This window comes from Bartonella sp. AC329YNZD, from assembly GCF_042196685.1.
In the GTDB taxonomy this organism is placed as follows: domain Bacteria; phylum Pseudomonadota; class Alphaproteobacteria; order Rhizobiales; family Rhizobiaceae; genus Bartonella.
In genome coordinates, this window is sequence record NZ_JBHIQS010000006.1 from 82814 (window position 1) to 94926 (window position 12113).

The following is a 12113-nucleotide window of genomic DNA, read 5'->3' on the forward strand; positions in this document are numbered from 1 at the left end:
TTACATTGTTACTTGCCAAACGCATGATATCAACATAAAAGAATATTTATGCTTCCTAGCTGATAATAGTCATCTAAATTATCTACAACTCATATTAAGTTGTCTTTAGAGGTTTTTTGTCTATTATGCGTTGAGACTTTTTTATGGATGAAAAATTTCTATGTTGTAACATTAGGATTGCATTACTTAAGATTCGTTGGTTCGGATATCCGAACTGTTTTAAAGATTATTTTACCGGAGACTTTTAAGAAATATGAGTCATAAAAAACAGATGGAAATAATGATGAGAAATGGTGTAAATGCAGTCATGCCTTTGCACGTGGTGTTCCGTCCTGTTTTTCTGGTACCTCCCTTTTATGGCAGACAGCCTTTTATGTTTACGAATAGTTATAGCATTCGTTTGAATAAAATTGTGCATGTCGCCTTCAGGATATTAACTTATGTCAAACAAAATGCTTATAGATGCCTCCCATCCGGAGGAAACACGTGTTGTTGTTGTTCACGGCAACAAAATTGAAGAACTTGATTTTGAATCAGAACATAGAAAACAGCTCAAGGGGAATATTTATCTCGCACGTATTACGCGTGTAGAACCGTCTCTCCAAGCAGCTTTTGTTGAATATGGTGGAAACCGACATGGTTTTTTAACATTTTCTGAAATTCATCCTGATTATTATCAAATTCCTATTGCTGATCGCCTTGCTCTTCTTGAAGAAGAAGAAAAAGAAGCTGTAGGAGAAAATTCTATAGATACCTTTACGGAAGAAGCAACTAAAAATAAAAAACGCTCCAGAAGAACAAAAAAAAGTGAAAAAAACAATGTTATAGCAGCCGATATTGAAAATGATATCACATCTGAAGCGACAATAATTGATAATACAGAAGAAGCATTAAATGCCAATATCTCTTACGATGAGATTGAAATGGTCGGTGCTGAGGACATCCGTGAAGAGCTCCCGATTTATCAAAGAAAACAAGGGCGCCAGTATAAAATTCAAGAAGTCATTAAACGACGTCAAATTTTGTTGGTACAAGTTATCAAAGAAGAGCGTGGTAATAAAGGTGCTGCCCTTACAACATATCTATCTCTAGCTGGTCGTTACTCTGTTCTAATGCCCAACACAGCACGTGGTGGTGGTATTTCACGAAAAATTACGAACGTACAAGACCGTAAGCGTCTTAAAGAAATCGTAAAAGAATTAGCCGTTCCAAAAGGTATGGGAGTTATCTTACGAACCGCTGGTGCCAATAGAACAAAAGCTGAAATTAAACGTGATTATGAATATCTTATGCGGTTATGGGATACTATTCGCACTTTGACACTCGAGTCAACGGCGCCATGCCTTGTTCATGAAGAAAGCAATCTCATCAAGCGTTCTATACGAGATCTTTACAATAAGAACATTAGTGAAATTCTTGTATCTGGAGACCAAGGATATCGTGAAGCGAAAGACTTTATGCGTATGCTCATGCCAAGTCATGCAAAAGTTGTGCAACCTTACCGTGATCCTACGCCCATTTTTGCAAGAAATAATATTGAAATTCAACTTGATAAAATGTTGCAACCACAAGTTTCTTTAAAATCTGGTGGTTATCTTGTTATTAATCAAACAGAAGCACTTGTAGCTATTGACGTAAATTCTGGCCGCTCTACGAAAGAATTCTCTGTCGAAAAGACAGCCTTACAAACTAACCTTGAAGCTGCTGAAGAAGTCGCGCGTCAATTACGCTTGCGTGACCTTGCTGGTTTAATTGTGATTGATTTTATCGATATGCTTGAAGAACGCAATGTGAAGCTTGTCGAAAAAAAATTAAAAGATTGTTTAAAAAACGATCGTGCTCGTATTCAAGTTGGTCATATTTCACACTTCGGCCTTTTAGAAATGAGTCGACAACGTATTCGCATATCGGTTTTAGAAAGTACGACACAGCCATGCCCACATTGCGCAGGAACAGGAAATATACGTTCTGAATCATCAATTGCGTTACATGTCATGCGCTCAATTGAAGAATATCTTCTTCATAATTCGCAACATAATATTATCGTGCGCACTCCCGTAGCAACTGCGCTTTATGTATTAAATCATAAACGCAATATTCTTGTTAATTTAGAAGCTCGCTTTAAACTTAATATTAGTATTGAAGCAGATGATAGTATTGGAATACAACATCTTGTTATTTCTAAAGGCTCAATAGCAGAGAGAATTTCTCAATCTTCATTGGAAGGTGACAATAAGCAAGAAATTGAAGATTCTGTTTTCATAAAGAGTGAATCTATTGAAAACCCATCTCCCATTGAAACAAACCAAAAGCGTCGGCGCAAAAATCGTCACGGTGAAATTACTGATCATTCTCTCTCCAACGTTCATAAAAAAGAAGATACCTTGAATGATGATTCTTATCATCGAGGACGTCGTCGAGGACGTCGTGGTGGTCGACGCAATCAAGATAATAGTTTTCATCAGATTCGCGTTCCTTATGCAGAACCAGTGGGAGATTTTGCTAAGCAAGCTTTAGCAGAGATTAAAATAGCGCATCGTAAACGTCGTGTTCCATCTTCTAAGTCTTTTGAATCTGAAGAAATAAAAAATGATATACAAGCTCTAGATATACAACAACAAGATGAAACAACAAAAGTTGACACAAGTATTAAACCTAAAAAACGTAAAACACATTCTTCAAAAGCAGAAGAAAGTCAACTTTCTCTAGAGAATGATCAAAATGTCACAGGACAAAAATCTCTTGAAGAAAAGCCTAAAACCAATTCTGCACGTAAACTTAAAACAAAAAAAGCAGATAAATCTATTCATGAGTTAGAGGGTAAAACTCCTGAAAATAGTAAAAAATCAACACGTAGAACACGCAAAAAGTCATCCTCTAAAGAGATAATGCAAATACAAAAAACATTAGAGAAAGAAACTGCAATGGAGATGAAGAAAGTTGTCGAATCCTCTCTTTCCCAAATTGCAGAAACAATCAATCAACCCGTTGTTATCTCATCAACATCTAACGATAATCCCAAAACTGAGCGTATTGGTTGGTGGAAACGTAGAACTCTTTCAAAAAATTAAGAAAATAAAAACCGCCACAAAAAATGTGGCGGTTTAAATAAACAATTATAAAAAAGTTTTAACCAATTCTATGGTTATTTTTGTTTTGCTTTTTCTTGCTCAGCCCGCATACGCTCTTCAATTTCTTTTTGCTTTGATTGAATAGCCTGCTGAAGCTTTATTTGTTCTTGTTGGAAATCTTTTTCTTCCATACCAGGACCGGTATAAGCAGCTGTAAATCCATTCAGAGAAAATTCAATAGGATTAGCTGAACCACGAAAATTAACTGTAGTTACAACCATTTTTGTACCACTTTTCATAGCTGCTATAAGCTTATCATCTAAAACATCATTGGCAATACAACTTGGTCCATTACAAATCACATAAGGGATTTTTTTAGAGAAATCATCACCAATTTTAATGTGAACACCTTCTGGCAAAAAACGACCTGTCGGCACTTGAATGCCTATACGTTTTTCATTTTGCTTTCCTTTTATTTCAACAAGATTAAAAGCCGTTAAAGGTTGTCCCGTATTCGATAATACAGTATTCATTGTATTACAAATATCAACATCATGCTGCTTACTACAAACTTTGTACCAACCTTGCGATAAAGTTTGCGCATTTGCAGAAATGCCAGCTATAAGAAAAAGGGCAGCGGCTCCAATTAATACTGAAACAGCAGAATAAATATTTTTATGCGACATGATTAAGTTAATCCTTTCAACGCGCTCTTAAGTAAATTCAAAAAAATATTAAATATAATTTTAACTTAAATTTATTAAATTATAATGAAATAAAACTATTTTATTGCTTTTACTTCAATATTTAAAAAAAAGTCAAATTTAGAGAAAAAATTATGACGAGCCCTTTAAACTTTTATATACTCATCAGCTTTCCCCTCTTTATCACACTGGTGTTTAATGTAATTTATCCACAAAACACCTCTGTGCATTTAAACTAAGATTACACAAACGAATCAATATTGCAATATCAATTAAAATAAACTATCATGCTCCTTAAAAAACTTACTCATTTAAACTTTTTACACTGATTACTCTCCACATTAAGTTTATGAAGCTTTAGAAACAAGTATTGTAATGCATGAAACTCCAAAATGTCAGATAAAGCAATCTTTATAAAAAATTAAGGCTATTTTCCAAATAACTTACCTTTTTAATTTGAAATTATGACTCCACTACTAAAAAAGAAAAGATGATTTTTTTCTTTCAAATTACTCTATTGTTGATATCGTTTTTGAATGCTTTTTTCCCCTTGTTTTTACTTTTCATTATAAATCTGAAAGTGCTATAAAGTGATATCACTTAAAAAAAGGACTTCTAATGGTAAAGATCAAAGTAGAAAACCCCGTTGTTGAACTTGATGGGGATGAGATGACCCGCATCATCTGGAAATATATCAAAGATAAATTAATCTATCCCTACCTCGACATTGATCTAAAATATTATGATCTTTCCGTCGAAAATCGTGATGCAACCAATGATCAGGTAACTATCGATTCTGCCAATGCTATCAAAAAATATGGGGTTGGTATAAAATGCGCAACCATCACACCTGATGAGGCACGCGTTAAAGAATTTAACCTAAAAAAAATGTGGAAATCACCTAATGGCACAATCCGCAATATTTTAGGAGGAGTCATTTTTCGCGAACCCATTATCTGTAAAAATGTCCCTCGCCTTGTTCCTAACTGGACAAAGCCAATTATTATCGGACGTCACGCTTTTGGTGATCAATACAAAGCAACAGATTTTAAATTTCCAGGAAAAGGGAAATTAAGTATTAAATTTGTCGGTGATGATAATCAAGTTATTGAACATGATGTTTTTGATGCTCCAAGCGCAGGGGTTGCCATGGCTATGTATAACCTTGATGAGTCAATTCGTGATTTTGCCCGCGCATCCTTTAATTATGGACTACAACGAAATGTTCCAGTTTATCTTTCAACAAAAAATACCATTCTAAAAACTTACGATGGTCGTTTTAAAGATATTTTTCAAGAAATATTCGATACGGAATTTAAAACTGAATTTGAAAACCGTAAATTATATTACGAACACCGTCTTATTGATGATATGGTTGCTTCTGCATTAAAGTGGTCAGGTGGATACGTATGGGCATGTAAAAACTATGATGGTGATGTCCAATCTGATATTGTTGCCCAAGGCTTTGGTTCTCTGGGTCTCATGACTTCTGTTCTCATGACACCTGACGGCAAAATTGTTGAAGCAGAGGCAGCACACGGCACCGTAACACGCCATTACCGTCAGCATCAAAAAGGTGAAGAAACATCAACAAATTCCATTGCCTCTATTTTTGCATGGACGCGTGGACTAGCGCACCGTGCTAAACTAGATAACAATGAGAAGTTAAAAAACTTTTCCACGACATTGGAAGAAGTTTGTATTAAAACCGTCGAAGAAGGTTTTATGACTAAAGATCTCGCCCTTTTGATTGGGCCTAAACAAAAGTGGCTTTCTACAACAGGTTTCCTCAATAAAATTGATGAGAATCTCAAAAAAGCAATGGGCAATTAAGTTATTACTTAAATTAAAATTCAAAGCTCTAAACAGAGCTTTGAATTTCTCTTGGCAAATTTAAAGAACTGCCTTATAAATAAAAAGAGGATAAATTTTATTAAATAGCAAAAACAGTGAAAAAACAAAGCTGGTCTGCGCTTTTATTAGGTAAAAATGGTCTTTGCTTTTTGACGTTTATAGGCGGTGTTGTGTTACACGCTACCAACGTTTATATTGTTATTACTATTTTGCCCTCTCTTATGAATCATATTGGCAATGAAATATATTATTCTTGGGTGGCAACTGTCTTTATTACAGCTTCACTTCTTGGGACTTCACTTGCAACAAAAATATTAGAGAAATTAGGTCCTCGCAACACTTATGTTCTCTCTGGACTTATCTTTACCCTAGGCACTTTCATGTGCAGCATTTCTTCATCTATGCCATTATTTTTAATAGGACGTTTTATTCAAGGATTTGGAAGTGGTTCTTTGTTATCCTTATCCTATTCCATGGTACGTATTGTTTTCAGTCCATCTTTATGGTCACACGCATTAAGTGTCATCTCTGGAATGTGGGGAATATCAACCTTGTTAGGACCAGCAATCGGAGGAATTTCTGTATATTATGGCATGTGGAGAGCATCTTTTTGGATCATTGGTGCATTAGCTATATTATTCTCACTCATAGCCTTTAAATTTTTACCCCAAAAGAATGAAAATTATATTCCAACAACCCCTCTCCCTCTGCTCCAGCTTCTCACACTCACCTTATTGATTTTTATCATTTCTGTTGGAGGAGCTATGGACACAACAATGGCCAAAATTTGCGGATTAGTTATCGGACTTAGTCTCCTCTTTGTCCTAGCAAAAATCGAATCATCTACCCTTCATCCTATGTTGCCACGCAAATCCTTTTCTTTTTCTTCTGAAATTTTTCCTGTTTACGCATTAATACTCGTTATGACGACAGTCGTATATAGTATGGAGCTTTATTTCCCACTTTTTCTTCAAGAGCTTCATGGACAAACTCCACTTCTTGCTGGTTACATAGCAGCACTTATGAGTCTAGGATGGACATGTGGAGCCCTCTCAAGTGCTGGTGTATCGGCAAAAAAAATTCGCAACATCATTATATACTCCCCCCTATTAAAACTATTAGGCATAGCTATTCTTTTATGGCTCATTCCAACAAAAGTTTCCACATTTGAATATATTTTTATGATCTGCTTAGCACTGTTTTCTATTGGAATCAGTGCGGGCATAGCATGGCCACATTTGCTCACAAGGATCTTACAATGTGCAAATGATGAAGATGCTCTCCGTGCCAGTGAATCCCTTACCTCTGTACAACTATTTTCAGCGGCCTTAAGTGCAACTCTAGCAGGAGTTATCACCAATCTTGCTGGCCTCTTTAATCCTGGAGGAACAATAGGAATGATCTTAGCAGCAAAAACTCTTCTTATAGTGCTCATGGGTCTTTTATTTTGTCTTGCTATTCCATTAGCACTGCGCATTTCTTACTGCATATTAAAAAACCCAACAGGACATTCCAATAACTAAAAATAAATATAAAAATTCCTTCTTCATTTAAAAAATGAAAAATATTAAGCATGCTTCTCCATATACCATAAGATGCAAAAAACCATTAATCCACACAAAGTTAGAACACTTCCTAAAACAGCTGTATATTCATAACTATAGCCCAATTTTAAAACTAATGCTCCAGATTCTGCACCAAGAGCGTTGGCAATATTAAAAGCAGACTGCATTAATGCTCCTGCCAAAATCTGTCCCTGTAGTGCAACATCCATAATTTTTGTTTGTATAGAAGGCATAGCAGCAAAAGAAGTTCCAACAAAAAAGCATCCTATTGCCGCTGTTAACGGAGCATAGGATAAAAAGAAAAAAAGAAAAAAAACAAATACGCTCCAAAGCATAGAAAAAAATATCATCGGCGAAATACCAATTTTAACGGCTAATTTAGGCCCCAAGAGATTTCCTACCACCATACCCAATCCAACTAAAGGCATGATAAATGGTACCAACTCAAGTGAAACACCAGAAATATGCATTAACGTTAGCTTGATATAAGTGAAAACAGAAAATAATCCTGACGCTCCCACCGAAACCATCAACAAAAGAAACCACACCTGCTTTTGCTTTAATGCACCCATTTCTTGCAAAGGATTCGTTTTTGGAAAAATTGAATCACAAGGAAAAAAATTCCAAATAAGCAAGCTACATAATAAAGCAATCATACCCACAAGGATAAAAGCAATCTGCCAACCAATAAGTTGACCAATCCAAGTAGCACTGGGTGCTCCCAAAACGGTTGCAATTGTTAAGCCGAGCATAACATATCCAACAGCCTTAGAACGTTCTTTCATTTCGACCATTGAAGAGGCAACCATAGCCGCAAGTCCAAAATAGATTCCATGGGGAAGTCCACTGAGAAAGCGTAATACGACTAATATGCTAAAATCAGAAAAAAAGGCACTAGCAATATTTGCTAAAGCATAAAAAAGCATCAATCCTATCAAAACAGTTTTGCGTGATACCTGAGCTGTTGCCACAGCTAAAAGAGGTGCTCCAATCACAACTCCTAATGCATAAGCAGAAATATATTGACCAGCGGTAGGAATATCAACATAGGAACTTCGTGCCATCTCTGGTAGTAGCCCCATTGCGACAAACTCTGCAGTACCAATAGCAAAACTCCCCACAGCAAGAGCTAAAATTATTAAACGCCGTATTCTCGAATCAATTCCCAATGCAAGAACCTTTTGTTGATAAAAATCCTTCATATCATCACTTCTGGATAGGAGTTTTAACTGTAGATATCTGTAATACACACAAACAAAAATTCAAAACATTGTTATACGCATGCCCAATAGTCCCCAATAAAATTTTATAAACATTTCGACATATAAAGCATTTTATAAAGATTTAAGTCAGATTCTTTAATAGAGAATCATTGTAAGCTTAAAGGCTACAGATATATTCAACTATTTTTATCAACTCTGTCAGATCATGAACTTTGTCTATTCTTTTTAACCATTCCAAAATTCTTCTTTTTCAGTGAAACCTTTATTTTGAGATGATATACCATACATTCATCCTAAAATTAGTCGAATAATGAATTCCAAACAAGTGATCAATATTTCAATCATTATCTTGACACAAATATAAACTTTCTCCCAAACTTATTGTTTCTTTGTTTTTGTTACCAGAATGCACATCCTCCAAATCAATAAGCTATAATTTCAACTTTACGCCATCCTTATGAGCTATTTTAGAATCCTCTAAAAATTCTCATGATAATATTGCTTGATTTCTACATTTATGAAATAATTCTATTTTAGGTACATTTACCCGTCACTCATCTAAATAACATCAAATAGTTTTTCATCTAAAGCACCATCTGTAAATTAAAATATTCATGTAATATATTATGATTATTTTCGAATAAATTCTATAAACATAATAAAAAATAATATGATAAGTTTTTGTAAATATATTTATCGATATTTTATAAATCGATAATTATAGTAATTAAATTTTTTATTTTTATAAATTAATAATTTAAAATATTTTAACATAAAATTACATAATAATGTTTCAAATAATACTTATATTAATATATAGAAATGAAAAAAATAAAATTTAAAAGTATATTTTTAAAAGATTGTAATCTTATTTCATTTTTATCTTAATTTTCTAAGAGTTTATCTGTTCGATTGTATATAATCCATTCTTTAACTTTAGTAATAAAAAACACCAAGTAGCTCATAAAAGTACAATTTTCATACTTCTTTAAGAGTTCGCTAACGCCTCATTAACATTGTTGCTGTAAACAGTCATCAGAAACAGAAAAACTGTTTTTCTCCGGATCAGGTAGCGCGTACCGGAGTAACAGTTTCTGTTTTATATAGTACTTAGAAAGAGAATATATGCCCTATAAAACCGCACTGTTATATCTTAAGATAGTGGATTTTATAATTTTGGAAGATGTTTCTAATTTCATATTTTTAGCTAAATTTGTAAGTGCGAGAATAAATTCAATAAAAAAATAAGGTGCTATATTTCGATTAATATTTTAGCGTCCTTGTGCCCATAGAGCACGCGTTTCAGCGCAAAAATCAGCATAACAACCTTCTTCAATGGCATCACGAATTCCCTGCATAAGTTGTTGATAATAAAAAAGATTATTCCAAGTCAACAACATCCCCCCAAGAGATTCACCAGATTTGATCAAATGATGCAAATAAGCACAACTATAATCATGTGCTGCTGGACAAAGTGACTGTGGATCAAGAGGATGTGGATCTTCTGCATAACGCGCATTACGCAAATTAATTCTACCAAAGCGGGTAAAAGCTAAACCATGACGTCCTGCACGCGTCGGCATAACACAATCAAACATATCAATACCACGAGCAACACTTTGTAAAATATCATCAGGTGTCCCTACTCCCATAAGATAGCGTGGTTTATCCTCTGGTAAAATCGGACAAGTAGTATCCAATACTGCTGTCATAACACTCTGCGGCTCACCAACAGCAAGCCCTCCAATAGCATAACCTTTTAAATCCATTTCTTTTAATGCTTGAGCAGAACGCTCACGCAGTTTCATATTATCACCACCTTGAACAATCCCAAACAATGCTTTATCTGGCTGATCTCCAAAAGCTGTTTTACAACGCAGCGCCCACCGCAATGAAAGTTCCATAGCTTCTTCCATTTCTTTTTCAGTGGCGGGTAATGCAATACATTGATCCAACTGCATCTGGATATCCGCATCAAGAAGCCCTTGAATTTCGATAGAACGCTCTGGACTCATTTCATAGTAAGCGCCATTAATGTAAGAGCGAAAAATCACACCTTGTTCAGTAATTTTACGGATTCCCTCCAGCGACATCACCTGAAAGCCTCCAGAATCAGTTAAAATAGGTCCGCTCCAGCGTGAAAATTCGTGTAATCCTCCCAAACGTGCAACACGTTCAGCTCCTGGACGTAACATTAAATGATAAGTATTTCCCAAAATGATATCTGCACCAAGATCACTAATTTGATCCATATACATAGCCTTAACGGTTCCTGCCGTCCCAACTGGCATAAATGCGGGTGTACGAACGCATCCTCGCCCCGTTATAATTTCGCCTCGACGTGCATACCCATCTTGAGCAATTTTTCTATAATGAAATGTCTTTATCATAACTCTCGTCTTTTTGATTCCATCAATGCATATCTCTGTAGAAAGAAAAAAGATATCCCCTTACGAGCATTGTCATAAGCTTTATGAATTAATTTTTGATTCGCTCAATATTGTAATCAGCATCAAAAATTAAACGAGATAAAAGAACATTTCTTGTTAAGAAATCAACATAATAAAAGTGATAATCTAGCTCCAGAAAACAAGTAAAATCCTTATAATATCACACCTCAAAATACCTATGCTTAACGCACTAAAGCCTTAACAGAACTGCAAAATTATTATCTCAACAATCTCATCTTTACGTACTTTCATAAGTAATAATTTCGTACGAATAGAAGAAAGTTATGAACGCATTGTACAACTTACAATATTCTTTAACTTTTACAGATAAAAAGTTTTCATCTATCGGGCACCGAGAGCCTTACGCTTAATAAAAGTGCAAATGCATATTATCATTTATCCGTTCACAACATTGAGATAGCCCTTGAGATAATTCATAAAAGGGAGCTTTTTCCAATAGTTTTTCCCCACGCCAATCTCATTTGTGACGAGCAAAAGGGATGATTTTGATTAATTCAACCGCATGAATAATCTGTAAGAGACCCCTACCGTGAAAAAAAAAGGCTTACAAACCGACACTTGTAGAAAATTCACCCTTTAGGATGGAGAAGAAGTCAATATAAGAGAAATTGAAATAAGAAAATCTTACAATATTAAAGCGCTCTTTCAATGGACAAAATAATAATTTATCCGTTATAAATCAATGTACTAATCTAGAAAGAAACCTATCTCTAAAGTTATTTAGATATAACTTCATAAAACACAAGCCTAGAGATTACATCTTTGCTCCATTGCAATTGCAAATAAAAAAAATCATGATTTTATTTTCATTATCTTGCGCAATATATTCATATAATATGGCGTTAAAAGGCTCTCCAGATTGTACAAGACAACCAACATCACAAATGTAATACTCTATTTTAAAACCTTACCTTGTATCATCCACATTGATAGATTCATCAAAATTTTTTAAAAAGCACAAGCATGAAAAAATAATTCATTCAATCTAACAGGAAAAATCCTTAATTAAACTGTAAGATCATTACCCACATGGGATAAAAATAAAATGAACCACCTATTATGAAACGCAAAAACAATTTTAAAAAACGACGAACCCTATAAATAGTAAGTACAATAAAATAGGCTATTCATACTCAAATTACATCGAACAAACCGTATTAAGATGTAAAAGCCAAACTTTGATAGAATATCCTATTAACGACAATATTTAGAAACAGCATCAATA

At 34.5% G+C, this 12113-nt stretch carries 6 protein-coding genes; 3 read left to right on the forward strand and 3 right to left on the reverse strand.

Features of this window, described 5'->3' with window-relative positions; genetic code table 11:
* Positions 1 to 440: 440 nt before the first annotated feature.
* Complete coding sequence (locus ACFIMW_RS04710) at positions 441 to 3071, forward strand: Rne/Rng family ribonuclease (RefSeq protein WP_375608378.1); 2631 nt, start codon at positions 441 to 443, stop codon at positions 3069 to 3071.
* A gap of 74 nt (positions 3072 to 3145) precedes the next feature.
* On the opposite strand, the gene ACFIMW_RS04715 is transcribed toward ACFIMW_RS04710, so the two are convergent.
* Positions 3146 to 3757: an invasion associated locus B family protein gene (locus tag ACFIMW_RS04715; RefSeq protein WP_375608379.1), complete on the reverse strand. Its 612-nt coding sequence runs from the start codon at positions 3755 to 3757 to the stop codon at positions 3146 to 3148.
* 636 nt (positions 3758 to 4393) lie between these two features.
* Between ACFIMW_RS04715 and ACFIMW_RS04720 the strand changes: the two genes are divergently transcribed.
* Together ACFIMW_RS04720 and ACFIMW_RS04725 are read left to right on the forward strand one after the other, a co-directional pair.
* Positions 4394 to 5608, forward strand: a complete 1215-nt coding sequence (locus tag ACFIMW_RS04720; protein WP_375606660.1) for an NADP-dependent isocitrate dehydrogenase — start codon at positions 4394 to 4396, stop codon at positions 5606 to 5608.
* Between the two features lie 116 nt (positions 5609 to 5724).
* The gene (locus ACFIMW_RS04725; RefSeq protein WP_375608380.1) at positions 5725 to 7152 is read left to right on the forward strand and encodes an MFS transporter; all 1428 of its coding nucleotides are present in this window, start codon (positions 5725 to 5727) and stop codon (positions 7150 to 7152) included.
* A gap of 44 nt (positions 7153 to 7196) precedes the next feature.
* Here the strand turns inward: ACFIMW_RS04725 and ACFIMW_RS04730 are convergent, their stop codons facing one another.
* Both ACFIMW_RS04730 and tgt read right to left on the reverse strand, forming a co-directional pair.
* Positions 7197 to 8396, reverse strand: a complete 1200-nt coding sequence (locus ACFIMW_RS04730; RefSeq protein WP_375608381.1) for an MFS transporter — start codon at positions 8394 to 8396, stop codon at positions 7197 to 7199.
* Between the two features lie 1292 nt (positions 8397 to 9688).
* Positions 9689 to 10807 carry a tRNA guanosine(34) transglycosylase Tgt gene (gene tgt / locus ACFIMW_RS04735; protein ID WP_375608382.1) on the reverse strand — a complete coding sequence of 373 codons (1119 nt, stop codon included), beginning with the start codon at positions 10805 to 10807 and terminating at the stop codon, positions 9689 to 9691.
* Positions 10808 to 12113 lie beyond the last annotated feature (1306 nt).

Excerpts from the sequence above, each read along its gene's own strand:
- ACFIMW_RS04710 (WP_375608378.1), top strand. The coding sequence starts at position 441 with ATGTCAAACAAAATGCTTATAGATGCCTCCCATCCGGAGGAAACACGT.
- ACFIMW_RS04715 (WP_375608379.1), bottom strand. The coding sequence starts at position 3,757 with ATGTCGCATAAAAATATTTATTCTGCTGTTTCAGTATTAATTGGAGCC.
- ACFIMW_RS04720 (WP_375606660.1), top strand. The coding sequence starts at position 4,394 with ATGGTAAAGATCAAAGTAGAAAACCCCGTTGTTGAACTTGATGGGGAT.
- ACFIMW_RS04730 (WP_375608381.1), bottom strand. The coding sequence starts at position 8,396 with ATGAAGGATTTTTATCAACAAAAGGTTCTTGCATTGGGAATTGATTCG.
- tgt (WP_375608382.1), bottom strand. The coding sequence starts at position 10,807 with ATGATAAAGACATTTCATTATAGAAAAATTGCTCAAGATGGGTATGCA.